This window comes from Petrimonas mucosa (genome assembly GCF_900095795.1).
GTDB lineage: Bacteria > Bacteroidota > Bacteroidia > Bacteroidales > Dysgonomonadaceae > Petrimonas > Petrimonas mucosa.
The window spans coordinates 1,123,880-1,138,665 of record NZ_LT608328.1 but is presented as its reverse complement, the minus strand read 5'-3'; the positions used below and the strand labels follow the sequence as shown (position 1 = coordinate 1,138,665).

The 14,786-nt window shown below is 46.4% G+C and carries 18 protein-coding genes; 7 read left to right on the top strand and 11 right to left on the bottom strand.

Going from position 1 to position 14,786, the window contains the following annotated elements; all coding sequences use genetic code 11:
• Nucleotides 1-19 precede the first annotated feature (19 nt).
• The 7 genes from cls to ING2E5A_RS04415 form a co-directional block, all read right to left on the bottom strand.
• A complete protein-coding gene (gene cls / locus ING2E5A_RS04445; protein ID WP_071136368.1) occupies nucleotides 20-1,438 on the bottom strand; it encodes a cardiolipin synthase in 1,419 nt (472 codons plus the stop codon).
• A gap of 68 nt (nucleotides 1,439-1,506) precedes the next feature.
• Nucleotides 1,507-2,448, bottom strand: a complete 942-nt coding sequence (rsgA, locus tag ING2E5A_RS04440; RefSeq protein ID WP_071136367.1) for a ribosome small subunit-dependent GTPase A — start codon at nucleotides 2,446-2,448, stop codon at nucleotides 1,507-1,509.
• A gap of 6 nt (nucleotides 2,449-2,454) precedes the next feature.
• The gene (frr, locus tag ING2E5A_RS04435) at nucleotides 2,455-3,012 is read right to left on the bottom strand and encodes a ribosome recycling factor (RefSeq protein WP_071136366.1); all 558 of its coding nucleotides are present in this window, start codon (nucleotides 3,010-3,012) and stop codon (nucleotides 2,455-2,457) included.
• A 57-nt stretch (nucleotides 3,013-3,069) separates the two neighbouring features.
• The gene (gene pyrH, locus ING2E5A_RS04430; RefSeq protein ID WP_071136365.1) at nucleotides 3,070-3,777 is read right to left on the bottom strand and encodes a UMP kinase; all 708 of its coding nucleotides are present in this window, start codon (nucleotides 3,775-3,777) and stop codon (nucleotides 3,070-3,072) included.
• 26 nt (nucleotides 3,778-3,803) lie between these two features.
• Nucleotides 3,804-4,565 carry a biotin--[acetyl-CoA-carboxylase] ligase gene (locus tag ING2E5A_RS04425; RefSeq protein ID WP_071136364.1) on the bottom strand — a complete coding sequence of 254 codons (762 nt, stop codon included), beginning with the start codon at nucleotides 4,563-4,565 and terminating at the stop codon, nucleotides 3,804-3,806.
• A complete protein-coding gene (locus tag ING2E5A_RS04420) occupies nucleotides 4,546-4,911 on the bottom strand; it encodes an MmcQ/YjbR family DNA-binding protein (RefSeq protein ID WP_071136363.1) in 366 nt (121 codons plus the stop codon). The genes ING2E5A_RS04425 and ING2E5A_RS04420 overlap by 20 nt, the downstream gene beginning before the upstream one ends.
• A 59-nt stretch (nucleotides 4,912-4,970) precedes the next feature.
• A complete protein-coding gene (locus tag ING2E5A_RS04415; RefSeq protein WP_231960438.1) occupies nucleotides 4,971-5,393 on the bottom strand; it encodes a YraN family protein in 423 nt (140 codons plus the stop codon).
• An 88-nt stretch (nucleotides 5,394-5,481) separates the two neighbouring features.
• Here ING2E5A_RS04415 and ING2E5A_RS04410 point away from each other — a divergent pair, with 88 nt between their 5' ends.
• The 4 genes from ING2E5A_RS04410 to ING2E5A_RS04395 all read left to right on the top strand — a co-directional run bounded on the left by ING2E5A_RS04410 (nucleotide 5,482) and on the right by ING2E5A_RS04395 (nucleotide 8,005).
• Complete coding sequence (locus ING2E5A_RS04410; protein WP_071138195.1) at nucleotides 5,482-5,709, top strand: hypothetical protein; 228 nt, start codon at nucleotides 5,482-5,484, stop codon at nucleotides 5,707-5,709.
• A gap of 3 nt (nucleotides 5,710-5,712) precedes the next feature.
• The gene (locus ING2E5A_RS04405) at nucleotides 5,713-6,147 is read left to right on the top strand and encodes a nucleoside deaminase (protein ID WP_071136361.1); all 435 of its coding nucleotides are present in this window, start codon (nucleotides 5,713-5,715) and stop codon (nucleotides 6,145-6,147) included.
• Nucleotides 6,148-6,166: 19 nt separating this feature from the next.
• Entirely contained in the window at nucleotides 6,167-7,369 is a 1,203-nt protein-coding gene (locus ING2E5A_RS04400; RefSeq protein WP_071136360.1) for a serine hydrolase domain-containing protein, read from the top strand.
• An 87-nt stretch (nucleotides 7,370-7,456) separates the two neighbouring features.
• Nucleotides 7,457-8,005, top strand: a complete 549-nt coding sequence (locus ING2E5A_RS04395; protein WP_071136359.1) for an NADPH-dependent FMN reductase — start codon at nucleotides 7,457-7,459, stop codon at nucleotides 8,003-8,005.
• 10 nt (nucleotides 8,006-8,015) lie between these two features.
• Here ING2E5A_RS04395 and ING2E5A_RS04390 read toward each other — a convergent pair whose 3' ends face one another.
• The 4 genes from ING2E5A_RS04390 to ING2E5A_RS04380 all read right to left on the bottom strand — a co-directional run bounded on the left by ING2E5A_RS04390 (nucleotide 8,016) and on the right by ING2E5A_RS04380 (nucleotide 11,185).
• Entirely contained in the window at nucleotides 8,016-9,053 is a 1,038-nt protein-coding gene (locus tag ING2E5A_RS04390) for a hypothetical protein (protein ID WP_154670027.1), read from the bottom strand.
• A 42-nt stretch (nucleotides 9,054-9,095) separates the two neighbouring features.
• Nucleotides 9,096-9,269, bottom strand: a complete 174-nt coding sequence (locus tag ING2E5A_RS15240; RefSeq protein ID WP_154670026.1) for a hypothetical protein — start codon at nucleotides 9,267-9,269, stop codon at nucleotides 9,096-9,098.
• A 532-nt stretch (nucleotides 9,270-9,801) separates the two neighbouring features.
• Nucleotides 9,802-10,920 carry an acyltransferase family protein gene (locus tag ING2E5A_RS04385; RefSeq protein ID WP_071136357.1) on the bottom strand — a complete coding sequence of 373 codons (1,119 nt, stop codon included), beginning with the start codon at nucleotides 10,918-10,920 and terminating at the stop codon, nucleotides 9,802-9,804.
• A 4-nt stretch (nucleotides 10,921-10,924) separates the two neighbouring features.
• Entirely contained in the window at nucleotides 10,925-11,185 is a 261-nt protein-coding gene (locus ING2E5A_RS04380; RefSeq protein WP_071138194.1) for a DUF4884 domain-containing protein, read from the bottom strand.
• A 202-nt stretch (nucleotides 11,186-11,387) separates the two neighbouring features.
• On the opposite strand from ING2E5A_RS04380, the gene ING2E5A_RS04375 reads away from it, so the two are divergent.
• From ING2E5A_RS04375 to ING2E5A_RS04365, 3 genes are all read left to right on the top strand, one after another.
• Nucleotides 11,388-13,103: an alanine/glycine:cation symporter family protein gene (locus ING2E5A_RS04375; RefSeq protein ID WP_071136356.1), complete on the top strand. Its 1,716-nt coding sequence runs from the start codon at nucleotides 11,388-11,390 to the stop codon at nucleotides 13,101-13,103.
• Nucleotides 13,104-13,203: 100 nt separating this feature from the next.
• Nucleotides 13,204-13,770: an RNA polymerase sigma-70 factor gene (locus tag ING2E5A_RS04370; RefSeq protein WP_071136355.1), complete on the top strand. Its 567-nt coding sequence runs from the start codon at nucleotides 13,204-13,206 to the stop codon at nucleotides 13,768-13,770.
• A gap of 67 nt (nucleotides 13,771-13,837) precedes the next feature.
• On the top strand, nucleotides 13,838-14,755 hold the full coding sequence (locus ING2E5A_RS04365; protein WP_071136354.1) for a FecR family protein: 918 nt from the start codon (nucleotides 13,838-13,840) through the stop codon (nucleotides 14,753-14,755).
• The last annotated feature ends 31 nt before the right edge of the window (nucleotides 14,756-14,786 follow it).

The following is a 14,786-nucleotide window of genomic DNA, read 5'->3' as shown; positions in this document are numbered from 1 at the left end:
ATTGTTAAAGCCGGTTGTATTACATCAATGGAGCAAACAATCGCATCAGTGACTCGAAAAAACGGAGTCTTATCGGCCGCTTCACCCATTCGCGCAACGACACGACCTGGGAATCGCGCTGATCCTCAACAAAAATCTCAATGGCCCTCTCCGCCACAACATGATCGTATATAAATGCCTCCACCTCAAAGTTGTGTTCAAAACTGCGTGAATCGAAATTCACCGAACCGATCAACGTGAGGGAATCATCAAACACCATCAGCTTGGAATGAAGGAATCCCTTTTCATACATGTACACCTTCACACCGCTCTCCAGCATCTCCTTTACAAACGAACGCGACGCCATCTGCACCAGGGGGACATCCGACCTTTTTGAGATGATCAGCCTGACATCCAATCCCCGGATAGCAGCTGCCTGCAATGCTTCGATCATCGATTCGGGAGGTATAAAATAGGGTGTCTGGATGAAGATACTCTTCTGGGCATCGTAAATTGCCTGAAGAATACCATGATAGATCTCCCTCTCCTCACGAAACGGACCGCTGTTTACCATTTGCAGGGATATGTCACCATAGACGGGAAGCTCCGGGAAATATCTTCTCGAAGTGATAAGGGTCTGGCTGACAAAAAACCAGTCGATAAGAAAGATCGACTGCAATCCCTGTACCCCTTTCCCTTCGATGCGAACATGGGTATCGCGCCAGATACCCCACTTCAAACCGTCGATGTAGCGGTCCGCAATATTGATGCCACCCACATAGCCAATCTGTCCGTCAATAACAATAATTTTCCTGTGATTTCTGAAATTCAAGCGTGAAGTAAACTTTGGCAGTACCACTTTCAGAAAGGGCTCGGCTTCGATACCCGCTTTTCTGAACTCCTCGAAGAATGCCCGGCTGGTTTTCCGTGAACCAAAGCTATCGTAGATAACACGCACCTCAACACCTTCAAGCGATTTTCTGATCAGCGCATCCCGAATCCTTCTACCGATATTGTCACCTTCAAACACATAGTACTCTACGTGGATGTGCTGCTTGGCATTCTCGATATCGCGAAGCAGCTCTTCAAACTTCTCTGCTGCCCGGGTATAGAAACGAACATCGTTACCGCCAAGCAACGGGGTATGGTCGAGATTTCGCAACAAGCGTATCAAGCTGGCATGCTCCGGCGGATATGAGAACTCCTCAAGCGTACCGATCTCATCGAGCGGCCGCTTCTTAAGTTTACTGTACATCCGCTTGTTTATGACCTGTTTTCTGGTAAAGTCCTGTCCGAAGATAAGGTACCAGATCAACCCTACAAAAGGGAGAAACACAAGTACCATCACCCACGAAAGTGTCTTGATGGGGTTCCTATTCTCCGAAATCACCACAATAACCACACTGATGATAGTCAATGCGTAAAGAATCTCCAGAATAAGCATCAATACACTGTTCATAGCTATTCAACTTGTAATCCTCACGGCCGACGGGATCATGCCCATACAGCCAGACAACACCAGAATGATTACCGGTATTTTCCCTCGTTTACGTCTTCCAGGATATTCAAATAAGAGTGGTAACGGCTTTGGCTGATATATCTGTTCTCCAATGCCTCTATCACGGCGCAACCGGGTTCATTCAGATGCAGGCAATTGTTGAACTTGCATTTAGCTGAGATCTTGAATATCTCGGGAAAATAGTGCGATACTTCGGCAGTTGTCATATCGATGGTTCCAAAACCTTTGATACCAGGGGTGTCAATGAGGAACCCGCCGCCATTAAGTTCAATCATCTCGGAAAATGTGGTCGTATGCATCCCCTTATTATGGTAGTCGGATATCTTTCCCACTTTCCGTGCCGCCTCTTTTTGCAACGCGTTTACGATACTCGATTTTCCGACGCCGGAATGTCCGGCAAGCAATGTAATCTTACCCCGCACCTGTTCACGCAGTTCATCCATCCCCTTCCCCGTCAGCACCGAAGTTTTGATGCTGCCATACCCGATTGTAGAATAGAGATGGATCAACCCCTCAACATACTCCTGATCATCGGAGTCATAGATATCCGTTTTGTTGAAAACGAGATGGACGGGAACACTGTACGCCTCCGCAGTAACCAGAAACCTGTCGATAAAGACAGTGGTCGTTTCAGGAAACCGTACAGTGATGCAGAGCAGGGCCAGATCTATATTGGCAGCAAGGATGTGCGCCTGTTTGGAAAGATTGGACGCACGACGGACAATGTAATTTTTTCGGTCTTCGATTTCGGTAATATAGGCAGTTCCCTCGGAATTCGTCCCGATCCTTACCTTGTCTCCCACAACCACCGGACTTGTGCTCCGGATGCCCTTAAGGCGAAAACTCCCTTTCGCCAGGCAAGGAATATCATCTCCATCGTCCGTCCTTACCAGATAATTATTGCCCGTATTCCTGATTACCAGACCCCACTTGCTTCCCCCCTCGCTCATCACTGCTTATACGGTAAGTATTTCTTTCTCCTTCTCCGTGAACTTATCGTCAATCTTTTTGATGTATTTGTCGTGGAGTTTCTGAAGTTCGTTCTCTACATCTTTACCCATATCTTCGGGCAACCCCTCTTTCACGGCTTTACGCACCTCATCGATCCCTTCACGACGGGTATTACGGATACTGATCTTGGCATCTTCCGCCTCCTGCTTGGTCTGTTTCACCAGCTGCCTGCGTCTCTCCTCGGTAAGTGGCGGAATTCCGAGGCGGATAACTTCACCGTTATTCTCAGGCGTGATACCCACATCCGAATCCATGATCGCCTTCTCGATCACTTTCAAGATATTTTTCTCCCACGGCTGAATCAGAATTGTCTTGGCATCGGGAGTCGTTACTGTTGATACGTTCGATAACGGAACGAGACTTCCATAATATTCCACCTTCACTCCGTCAAGGATACGTACATTGGCTCTCCCTGCACGAATCCGCGCAAAAGTCTCATCCAGAAACTCCAAGGTCATCTGCATCTTTTCCTCGGCATCTTTTTTGATTGTCGTAATATCCATATATGTTTTGTTTGATGTTATGTAAACAAAAATAGTGATTTTTTTTGAATAAATCCCCTATACGTGCACCAGGGTCCCGACATTCTCTCCGGAAAGGAGTTTCAGGAGGTTTCCATAACGATCCATATCAAAAACCACGATAGGCAGACCGTTCTCCTTACACATCGTGGTTGCCGTGAGATCCATCACCTGCAGACCGCGATTGTAAACCTCATCAAACGAGATCGTGTCGAACCGGGTAGCTGACGGGTCTTTTTCCGGGTCGGCCGTGTAGACACCATCCACGCGGGTACCTTTTAACATGGCATCGGCCTCGATCTCGATTGCACGTAAGGCGGAAGCGGTGTCGGTAGTAAAGAACGGATTTCCAGTTCCTCCGGAGATGATGGCCACCTCGCCGTTTTGCATCGACTCAATCGCTTTCCATTTAGAGTAAAGCTCACCAACCGGTTCCATGCGAATGGAGGTAAACACCCTGTTCTTCTGGCCAATGGCCGACAAGGCAGAACTCAATGCCAAACTGTTAATAACGGTGGCAAGCATCCCCATCTGGTCGCCTTTCACCCGGTCGAACCCTTTCTTCGAACCGCTCAGGCCCCTGAAAATATTTCCACCTCCAATTACTATGCCTATCTGCACGCCCATCGCTACAGCCTCTTTGATCTGCCGGGCATATTCTTCCAACCTTATCTCATCTATTCCGTTTCTCTTTTCTCCTGCCAGCGATTCACCGCTGAGCTTCAGTAAAATTCTGTTGTATTTCATATATTATGTTATTCAATTAATCTGAATCACTCCCGATACAATACAAACTGCACCTCCTTGAACGCATACAACCTCTCCTCATTGGTCTCAAGCGTCTTCAGCACAAGGTGTCCCGAGGGAAGGACGTTATCGATCCGGGCCTGGAACCTGCCATTAGCATCTTCATACCAGTAGTAACCGTTCACCCGGTAAAGATCAAGCATGTATTCATCTTCGATAAGCTGCTTATCTCCCCGTTGCAATCCCCTGTACAAGAGGAAAAACTCCTTCAGTAACATCTCCAGAACATACTCCCTGTCGACCTCCGTTCCCGTGATCTGTCTCAACGATATCGGATTGGGCAGTTCCGCCGGAAAATCACGCTGGTTGAGGTTCAACCCTATTCCTATAATGGAATTTTCGATTCTCTTTCCCTGTATACTGTTCTCAATGAGCACCCCTGCAATTTTCCGTTCCTCCCAGTAAATGTCGTTGGGCCATTTAATCCGTATATCGTTGACAAATTGATCCAGGGTATTCTTTATTGCCAGTGAGGTTATCCGCGAGATGATAAACTGCTCGTTGGCCGGAATTCCGGTCGGATGAATCAGCAGGCTAAACAGCAAGTTTTTCCCTTTTTCTGAATACCAGCTGTTCCCTGTTTGCCCGCGGCCAGCCGTCTGAAAATCGGCCATCACGATAGAACCCTCATCGAGGGACTCACTTTTCAACAGCTCCTTCATGTAGGAATTTGTCGATTCCGTCTCCTCCAACCGTACAATTTTCCTGTTACTGCTCAACTGATCCATAATACTCTTTTTGTCTCTTTTTGGGGAGTTTTTTTATAACCTCGTCAACCGAATGCCTGACCCATCTCTTCACCTCTTCATCCGCCATCTCGCCGGTAAGGTAGATGGTATTCCAATAGGTTTTATTCATATGGAATGCAGGCTCCACACAATTGTACTCTTCACGTAACTGAGCCGCTTTGTCCGGATCGCATTTGAGCGCTATGCACAATCTCTCCGCATCGAGCGGGATAAGGGCAAACATCTTGTCGCACACCTTCATCACCAATGTTACATCGTCAAACGGCGTGGTCGCCTCTGCTCCCGGTATGGAAAGACAATAGTTGTAAAGCTCTTCTATATTCATATCAACAACTCAACTTTATGAGGAGGCATCCATGCAACTGAAGCTTTTGCTGACGATGTTCAAAGAAACGGCAGGAAGGCATCATCGATATGTTCCAGGTCGAATCTCTCCCCGTTCCACACCAGTCCGATAATGTCGAACCGGGCAGGTTTATCGATATCCATCTCAATCAGATAGTGATTGGCGGCATCGACCATTCTACGCATGCGGGACATATCGACATAACTGACCGGATTTCCCCATTGTGTAGAGGTTCTGGTCTTTACCTCCACAAAGACAATGAACTCTTCATTTTCCGCAACAACATCAATCTCATAACCGTAAAATCTCCAGTTGCGACAGAGGATCCTGTAATTTTTCGATTTTAAATAGTTTACGGCCTCTTCCTCACCTCTTCTACCTAACTCGTTGTGTTGTGCCATAACTTGTGAAATACCGGTGGTCTCCGACCAACAGATAGTTACTGATACAAATTTATGCATTATTATTTTCTTTCGTGTTAAAATATTTTGTTTTTTTGTGCCTGAAAAGGATGTAGGACATTTTTCAGAATACTTTCTTCAAAAGGAGATGAGAACGACTAAAAAGTACATGTTAAAGGGACGACCCTCCCCGCGATCGATAAAAGCGGGGTTTACACTGAGCGAAGAGGAATACGATGTGATCAGTTTCTATTTGAAGAAGTATAAAATCAGCAACCGTTCTCGCTGGTTCAGGGAAACCATCCTGAATCACGTTCTAAAAACCATGGATATGGACTACCCCACTCTTTTCGGGGAAAATGAGATGAGAAGATAAAAGATGCTGGACGATACTTATTTCATGCGTCAGGCGCTGGCCGAGGCACAGAAGGCTTTCGACAAGGATGAGGTACCTGTGGGTGCGGTAGTTGTTGCCAACAACCGGATCATTGCCCGGGCACACAATCTGGTAGAGACGCTGAACGATGTAACTGCCCATGCAGAAATGCAGGCAATAACCGCAGCTGCCAACGTGCTGGGAGGAAAGTACCTGACCAATTGCACCCTTTACGTCACCATCGAACCCTGTCCCATGTGTGCCGCCGCCCTGGGCTGGTCGCAGATTTCACGGATTGTTTACGGCGCCGGGGATGAGAAACGGGGCTACTCGAGACTGGCCGCAGGGGTTTTGCACCCCAAAACAACTGCTTCATATGGAGTGTTGGCAGAGGAGTGTGCAACGTTGATGAAGCATTTCTTCGAGAAGAAACGATAATCACCTAAAACCCATTATCATGAAAACATTTTGCCTATTACTTTCCGCTCTCCTTCTTTTCGCCTGCGGTTCACACCAGGGCAACAGTGACACCTTTCCCCAGGTAGAAGCTATTGACCAGGCGATGCTGGCATTTGTCGATTCAGGCTATATCCCCGGAGCGGTCACCGCGGTAGTCACCAGGGAGAAGATCCTGCATCTCGGAGCTGTAGGTGTCGCAGATTACGAAACTGGATCACCCATGGAGCCCGAACAACTTTTCTGGATTGCATCAATGACAAAGCCGCTCACCGCAGTTGCCTTATTGATGCTGCAGGATAAAGGCAGCCTTTCAGTTGACGACCCGGTTTCAAAATATATTCCCGAATTTGGGGCGTTAAAAACCCCTTCAGGTAAAGCGGCCAACCTCACCATTTCTCAGATCATGAGCCATACCTCGGGTCTGCGTGAGGCGGATGCCCAAACAGCCCGGAAAGCAAAGGAGCTTGCCGACCTGATTCCGTCATACCTGAATGGACCCACACAATTCGAACCGGGCAGCAGATGGAGTTATTGCCAGTCGGGAATCAATACGGGTGCCAGAATTGTGGAGGTGGTCAGCGGATTACGTTTCGACCAGTTCCTTCAGCAACGGATATTCGAACCGCTCGGGATGAAGCATACCACCTTTTATCCTCTGCAGCTTAAGGAAGCCCGGCGTGCTGCAGGCTACATAAGAAACAACGAAAATGGTCAGTATGAGAGAACCGAAGTTAGCGAGATCTTCGGCAAACCGGAAAGTGTTCCGCTGGGAAATGGGGGGCTCTTTTCCACCGCTCCCGATTATGCCCGTTTTACACAACTGCTTTTGGGAGAGGGTATCTATAACGGCAAACGCTACCTCAGCGACGAGGCCTACTCCCGTCTCACCACGGTGGTGACGGGCGACCTGGATTGCGGTTTTCTACAGGAAGCACAATATGGAAGCCGCGGAGCTAACTATGGTTGGGGAATCGGCACCTGCATCCTGAGGGCTCCGCATCCCGGAGTGGCAGCCATGTTGTCGCCCGGATCGTTTGGTCACGGCGGTGCCTGGGGCACGCAAGCATGGATAGATCCTGTAAAGGGGGTGGCCTACATTCTGATGATACAACGTCCCGGTTTCAATTCAGATGCAAGTAATATCCGTGCCGAATTTCAACAGGTAGCATTTGACGAACTGGTAAAGGGTAGAACTGACTAGATCGACAATCGAGACCAAACCGGTTAAGAACTTTTTGTTCAGTTTGTTGTTAAGAAAGAAATCACAAAATCATTAAACAAGACAAGTATGAACAAGAAAAAAATTGCCGTATTGGTAGGCAGCCTTAGAAAAGAGTCATTTAACAGAAAAGTAGCCAAACAGCTTATTCAGCTGGCGCCCGATTCGTTGGAGCTGGAGATAGTGGAGATAGGAAAACTGCCACACTATGATGAGGATATCGATCAGAATCCGCCCGCCGAATATGTCGATTTTCGCAACAAGGTAAAAGCAGCCGACGGGGTTCTGTTCGTTACGCCTGAGTACAACAGATCGATTCCCGGCGTATTGAAGAATGCCATCGATGTAGGGTCGAGGCCTTACGGTCAGAGCGTCTGGGGAGGAAAACCGGGTGCGGTGGTCAGTGTATCTGTAAGCCCTATCGGAGGGTTCGGAGCCAACCACATCCTGCGTCAATCGATGGTATTCCTCGATGTACCCATGATGCAACAACCGGAGGGGTATATAGGAGGCGCCCATACACTCTTTGATGAAAAGGGAGTTCTTGTCAACGATGATACTCGCGCTTTCCTTAAAAGATATATGGACGCCTACGCCTCCTGGGTAAACAGCTTCTGAGTTCAAACCATCAGGGGATGGCAAAAGTAGAGTCGGTGAAATGCACCAGATAGGGTAGCGGTGGAACAGCAGTAGTGTCAACACTGATACTTGAGAACAAAATGTAGTTCTTGCCGGTTTGCATTGTACGGTTGATTACCTTTCCTTCGCTGATTCCGGTGGCATCACTCATTGTCGCTCCAGGGCTTTTTATCGTGGCTATCCTCAGATTACCCACCAGATAATCTGTCTTGGGAATAAACCAGGCGTAGTAGGTCTGTACCTCATCGGGTTCGATAATTGAATCCGTGGGGAAAAAAGTCAGTGTTGTTGACTCAGATAATGTGACATAATTGCCGGTGGCCATATTAAAGGTTGCCAATCCTTCTCCGCTCTGGCGGTTTAGGATCCAATTCGTTGAAGGATTGGTTTGCAGTGCAACCGAATGGAGGTCAGTTACAGGTGTTGTGCCCACATTCTTCAGGTGTAGTGTCATCATCGATCCAAAATGCTGGAAAGGGATTGATATGTTCTCCATATCGGGTTCAATCACCTTCTTACCCCAGAGGGAGAAAACTATGGCCTGGTCGGCAAGGGTCGACTTGTAGTCATATTGGTCCGTCGGCAGGATGGCTATGGTAGGATCTCCGGCGTCCAAGACGCTCCCTACAGTTTTGAAGGGCCATCTGCCACTTCTGAATCCATAGAGTGTATATGGGCTTTCGGTATCGATTCCAACGGGAATCTCAACGGTAAAGAAGGCTGTCTTACCCTCAACACCTACACTGTCAACATTCGCAATATTGCTGTATTTAGTGCCGTCCTGTTCAAAGCTGTACTGAATTATATCGGTCGTGTCCCATCGGAATCCAATCGTTTTGACGATGGTAGTTCCATACTCCTCCAAAGAGCCACGTGTCCCTACAGGTTCATCGAATGAAGCGGTTACCTGCAGCACCTTGCCCTTAGGCAGGTCGGGAAGCTGATCGTTCCAATATTCAATTGTCTCGCTGCTGCAGCCGGCCAGAACAAGAGCTACGGCTGCCAAAAGAAATAATCTAAATTTCATATTCATTTTCAGTTTTTTAGTAGGGTTAAAATTGATCCCATATCACCATAGCTCTCCGTCCATATCACCACCATTACCGCCAGTACTGGCCAGAAAGGTCTGTTCGGTTTCAATATCAATCACGTCGATCTCGGGAGCAACATAAGTTTCCGGCAGATCCTGTACAAGCAGGAATCTCTCTCCAACGCCCGGCATAATTTGCAAATTGTTGTGCATAACGATACTCTTTAGTAGATTTATAAAATTGTTAAACGTAAAACTATCGTAACAAATGTGTGCTGCATGCTCATCTATTTGTTGTATAAATGTTAAAGATAAAGCGTGCTTCATTTAGTGCGGTAAAAGTAATATGCCAACATGGAGAGATGTTAGGACTGAACGGACATTTTTTTGTATTTTCTAATCAAAAAAGGTTGTTAAATTATAACTACAGAAGCATATTACATATATAAATATCTATATATGTGATGCTTATATATAAAAAAAATCTTTATGGTTTTTTCAAAAAAAAGAATCCTGAAAGAGGGTATTACAAAAGGAGACAAAATCGACTATCCATGTGAATATCTGCACATTACAAACATAAAACAGATTGTCCCGATCTCAATCCGGGGATCAACGATCGGCACAATCTGTTCAAATCTGCATATATCAGTCAGTTCCGTTATTCCTGGTATAACTTTCACACCGGATTATCAATCCAGACATACTGTATGGATATTACCTCCGGCAAGGCTGCGTCACTCTATTATATCTTTAAAAAGATCTTTTTCTTATAAAGGATATATAAGAAGAGCCAGCCGATTACCACATAACCTGCAGCCATGATCAACGGAGCCCAAGTTTCAGGAAACAGGGAGGCAAGCCCCTTGAAGAAGAACCTGGTTGCACTATCCCATCCAATAATCTTGTTCGCAAGATAGATGGTAATGGGATTCATGCCAATCACTACAAAGAAAAATGCCCACTTCTGAAATTTCCATACGTCGATGATCAGGTAGAAAATTGCCAGCAGCAGCATGCTCAAACCACCCACCCAGCAGACGAAGGAGCTCGACCACAAGTTCTTGTTAATCGGAAAAGCCAGATTCCACACCTGACCTATAACCATAAGCAGCACTGCCGCCACGGCGAGATATAACACCTTCTTCATCGGTTTCAAACCAGTCATCAGAAACTCGCCGGTAAGCATCCCCAGTAGAGCAGTACCTACAGCTGCAATGGTAGGCAATATCCCTTCATTGTCGCCAATCTCGTAGCAACAGAACCTGCCGGGCAACAGGAGCCGGTCGACATAACTCGAGATATTTCCCCTCATGGAATAGTGATCGGGGTCACCCAGGTCGGGCGCTTTGAACAACACAAACAACAGCCAGTAGAAAATCAGGATTGCGCCGAACCACAGCAGACGGATCTTCGTACTCTTCGTGTTCATAAAGAGAAGCGCCGCAAACATCCAGGCCAGTCCAATTCTCCCAAGCACACTTGCATAACGCATATGGACCAGATCGAAACTCAATCCGTTGTTATAGATTATCCCTATCAGGACCAGCAACAATCCCCGCTTGAAGATATGACGGTATAGCGATCTGCTTCCGCCGTCGGCACTCAAACGTTTCTTAGCCGAGAATGGGAAAGAGACGCCTGCTATAAACAAAAACAGTGGAAAGATCATATCATATGCATGAAATCCGTGCCACGCCACGTGTGACATCTGATTGGCCCACCATTGCAATGCAGGGATACCTGTCAGTGATCCCAATAAAATGAATACCTCTTCCGCCCCCATGATCCAGAACATATCAAATCCGCGAAGGGCATCCAGCGATTTTAATCTTTCGGGTTGCTGCTTTTCAATTTTTTCCATGATGTTATTCTACATTTTTCTCTATTGTGTTTAAATTGTCGTACGTTATCCGGACAGAGTTGGTCACCATGTTTGCTGAAGAATCGTTCAGTATGCTTGTCGCCTCACCATTGCAGTTCGTGAAATAGACATAGTGCCCCATATCATAAAACCGGTAAACCTTGCAACCATCGTGTTCAAACAGGTAATCCACCTGATACGACCGGTTGTTTTCGGGAATTTCCGTAGTGACTGGAGAAGGGTAGAAGATGGCACAACCGGACATTACGGTCACAATCATGGTAAATATCAATATTCTGGTAAAGATTTTCATGATGCAAAGATAAAAACTTTGTATTATTACGTACATTTTTTTATTAATTATTGAGCCATCCGATAACACTTTGAATGAAATATGTATATTTGCGAATCATTTAACACAGTGTGGTAAATCTACTGTCGTGTGACTGCTAAATCACCTTAAACATATGGAAATAATTAATGATTTCCTGATCACGCTGCACAACTATATCGGGGGGCACTACTGGTTCGTTTTTCTTCTGCTGGGTACTGGCGCCTTTTTTACCATCTACCTCAGGTTTCCCCAAATCCGTTATTTCCGACATGCTATCCGAATTCTAAGGGGGCGATACGACAAAACGACCGACAAAGGGGATACATCTCATTTTCAGGCACTGGCAACCGCGCTATCGGGGACGGTCGGCACTGGAAATATTGCCGGAGTGGCACTGGCCATCCACCTGGGGGGACCCGCAGCTATCTTCTGGATGCTGCTTACCGCATTTCTGGGCATGTGTACAAAATTTGTAGAGGTGACACTGTCGCACAAGTATCGCGATTTCGACGAGAAGGGCATGGTTGCAGGTGGCCCGATGTACTTCATGAAGAAACGGCTCAACATTACCACTAAAAAGGGATATCAAATTAAAACCGGCTACTGGATTGGAGGTTTCTTTGCAGTTGCGACAATCCTCTCCTCGTTCGGATCGGGTAATCTGCCTCAGATAAACAGTATCTCCAACTCCATCTTCGCTACTTTCGGCATCAGCCATCTTCTTACCGGAGCCGTGATGGCCATTCTCCTTGCCATGATAATTATCGGCGGGATCAAACGGATAGCCAAGGTGACCGAACGGCTGGTGCCTTTTATGGCCACCCTCTATTTTGCAGGGGCAATAGGTGTTATCTTGTTTAATTATCAAAACATTCTTCCCTCCTTTATCTCAATATTCAGTGACATTTTTACCGGAACGGCAGCTACCGGCGGCTTTCTGGGAGCAGGTTTTGCTTTCGCTTTTAACCAGGGTGTCAACAGGGGGTTGTTCTCCAACGAATCGGGACAGGGGTCTGCTCCGATTGCTCACGCTGCAGCCAAGGCGCATGAACCAGCCTCCGAGGGGATGGTCGCAATTCTGGAACCCTTTATCGACACCATCATTATCTGCTTCCTGACCGGGATTGTGCTGTTATCGTCAGGGGTATGGAAGGAAAAAATGCCCAATCAGTTTCAAAAAACGGATATTGAGGTACTGGCTACATTATACAGTGAAAACAATCCGTCCGATGCATTGAACCTCGGAAATCACCTTAACCGGGGTGACAAACTGCCGCTTTTCAACGGAACGCTTTATGTTGAGAAGGGAGAGATCAGGGAGAATGTATCCATCATCCACGCCCGTTCACTGGCAGACGATGTGCGGGTATTGGAATCGGGGCAACCCTACACCGGCCAAATCGATGTTATCAACGGAAAAGTGACCAACACCTCCAACACCATAACGTTCCAGGGAACATCACTTATCCACAGCGCACCTCTTACTGCAACAGCCTTCAGCAAAAGCTTTCTTGGTGATTTCGGGAAATATATCGTCTCCATCGGACTGCTTCTCTTCGCCTTCTCCACCGCCATTGCCTGGTCCTATTACGGCGACAGGGCTGTGACCTATCTCTTCGGTGCCAGGTATGTGATGGCCTACCGGATAATCTTTGTCGCAGCATTCTTTTTCGCATCATTTACCGATACCACCATTATCTGGAACGTATCATTGCTTACCGTAGCATTTATGGCGGCTCCCAACCTCTTTGGACTCTTGGTGCTTCACAAAGAGGTAAAATCTACTATCAGGGATTACTGGAGCGGATTCAGGCAAGAATACCCAAACGAAAAAACGCCCGGTGAATAATCCTGGTTGAATCTATCCTTTACGGTTTCAGAACAATTTTTGTTAAATTATTTCAATAAACAATTTTTGTTCCTAAATTTGCTCCACAAAGCGACGTCTGATGGATTCATTCTCTTCGGTACACTATTTTAATAAATTGTTTAACGACTATTACGATCGTTTCGTCCGTTTCGCATCGGGATATGTAAGAGAGAGACAGGTCGCTGAAGATATTGTATCTGAAGCCTTTACAGTTTATTGGGAGAACAGGAAGAATCTCTCTCCCGATTCAAATCCCCCAGCTTATATCCTGTCGGTTGTCAAGAACAGATGCCTCAATCACCTGCAACACATCCAGGTCCGTCAGCGCGCGGAGAAAGAGATTAACGAGCATACCGAGTGGTTATTATCCATAAAGATAAATTCATTGCAAGCCTGTGATCCCGATTTTATCTTCTCCGATGAGATCGAGAAAATCGTTGCCTCCACCCTCGAGAGTCTTCCTCAAAAAACCCGTCAGGTGTTCATGCTGAACCGATATCAGGGATTATCGTACAGGGACATTGCCAGCCAGATGGATCTGAGCATTAAAGCCATTGAGTTCCACATCTCGAAAGCCCTATCCCAACTCCGTTTTTCATTAAGGGACTTTATCTACCTGCTTCTTTTTTTACTTTATTTTCATTAAAAGTATACATTTTTATTAGGGTAAAGTGATCCTGAACTGTTTTCTATATACAGGATGAAAAAAACACGTGAATAAAGAACTTCTATACCGTTTTTTTGAGGGGAAGACTTCTGTTAGTGAGGAGAAACAGATAAAAGAGTGGCTGGATGCCTCTGAAGATAACCGTCATATATTTTTTCTGGAACGAAAAATGTATGATGCTATCCTGCTGACAACCCATGACAGTACACAGAAAAAGAATCGGAGTGCCCTCTTGTCGCCCTGGACTAGCGGTGCCGCTGCTGCTCTCCTGTTGATCATACTTGGAGGATTGTATCTGCTCGGCCAAAATAGAGCGGCAGAGTCGTACAACAGGCTGATTGTACCGCCCGGTCAACGGATCAACCTTATCCTCTCCGACAATTCGAACGTCTGGCTCAATTCAAATACCGAATTCCGCTATCCGACAGTATTCTCAAAGAAGGAGAGGACAGTATACCTTAATGGTGAAGCCTATTTCGAAGTAAGCAAAAACGTAGAAAAGCCATTTATTGTCAGAACCGGTCAGGGAGATATCCGGGTAACCGGCACATCGTTCAACGTGGAGGCATACTCGCAGTTCAATACATTTGAGACCAGCCTCTTTGAGGGGGGAGTGGAGATTTACAGAAACGAGACAAGGATTGCCGCACTGCAACCGAATCAAAAGGCGATCCTCTCCAACAATAAACTGGTTGTATCGGCAATCGAGGATACCGACCACTTCCTATGGAAAGATGGATTGATTGCTTTCAACAACAAGCCGCTGCACGAGATTCTCCTATCGCTCGAGAAATATTTCGATACAAAAATTGAACTTGAACTGAAAAGTTTACCCCAACATACATACACTGGAAAATTCCGTCAATCTGACGGTATTGACCATGCATTACGGGTATTGCAACGGAGTATCCATTTCAGATACGACAGGGATGATGAGACGGGAATAATCTATATCAGGCGTTAAACTGGGCCGAAGAAGCACTCTCCGATCCTGC

Excerpts from the sequence above, each read along its gene's own strand:
- ING2E5A_RS04410 (WP_071138195.1), top strand. The coding sequence starts at position 5,482 with ATGAGAACGACTAAAAAGTACATGTTAAAGGGACGACCCTCCCCGCGA.
- frr (WP_071136366.1), bottom strand. The coding sequence starts at position 3,012 with ATGGATATTACGACAATCAAAAAAGATGCCGAGGAAAAGATGCAGATG.
- rsgA (WP_071136367.1), bottom strand. The coding sequence starts at position 2,448 with ATGAGCGAGGGGGGAAGCAAGTGGGGTCTGGTAATCAGGAATACGGGC.
- ING2E5A_RS04415 (WP_231960438.1), bottom strand. The coding sequence starts at position 5,393 with ATGCATAAATTTGTATCAGTAACTATCTGTTGGTCGGAGACCACCGGT.
- ING2E5A_RS04405 (WP_071136361.1), top strand. The coding sequence starts at position 5,713 with ATGCTGGACGATACTTATTTCATGCGTCAGGCGCTGGCCGAGGCACAG.
- ING2E5A_RS04375 (WP_071136356.1), top strand. The coding sequence starts at position 11,388 with ATGGAAATAATTAATGATTTCCTGATCACGCTGCACAACTATATCGGG.
- ING2E5A_RS04395 (WP_071136359.1), top strand. The coding sequence starts at position 7,457 with ATGAACAAGAAAAAAATTGCCGTATTGGTAGGCAGCCTTAGAAAAGAG.
- ING2E5A_RS04385 (WP_071136357.1), bottom strand. The coding sequence starts at position 10,920 with ATGGAAAAAATTGAAAAGCAGCAACCCGAAAGATTAAAATCGCTGGAT.
- ING2E5A_RS04390 (WP_154670027.1), bottom strand. The coding sequence starts at position 9,053 with ATGAAATTTAGATTATTTCTTTTGGCAGCCGTAGCTCTTGTTCTGGCC.
- ING2E5A_RS04400 (WP_071136360.1), top strand. The coding sequence starts at position 6,167 with ATGAAAACATTTTGCCTATTACTTTCCGCTCTCCTTCTTTTCGCCTGC.
- cls (WP_071136368.1), bottom strand. The coding sequence starts at position 1,438 with ATGAACAGTGTATTGATGCTTATTCTGGAGATTCTTTACGCATTGACT.
- ING2E5A_RS04380 (WP_071138194.1), bottom strand. The coding sequence starts at position 11,185 with ATGTCCGGTTGTGCCATCTTCTACCCTTCTCCAGTCACTACGGAAATT.
- ING2E5A_RS15240 (WP_154670026.1), bottom strand. The coding sequence starts at position 9,269 with ATGCACAACAATTTGCAAATTATGCCGGGCGTTGGAGAGAGATTCCTG.
- ING2E5A_RS04370 (WP_071136355.1), top strand. The coding sequence starts at position 13,204 with ATGGATTCATTCTCTTCGGTACACTATTTTAATAAATTGTTTAACGAC.
- pyrH (WP_071136365.1), bottom strand. The coding sequence starts at position 3,777 with ATGAAATACAACAGAATTTTACTGAAGCTCAGCGGTGAATCGCTGGCA.
- ING2E5A_RS04420 (WP_071136363.1), bottom strand. The coding sequence starts at position 4,911 with ATGAATATAGAAGAGCTTTACAACTATTGTCTTTCCATACCGGGAGCA.
- ING2E5A_RS04425 (WP_071136364.1), bottom strand. The coding sequence starts at position 4,565 with ATGGATCAGTTGAGCAGTAACAGGAAAATTGTACGGTTGGAGGAGACG.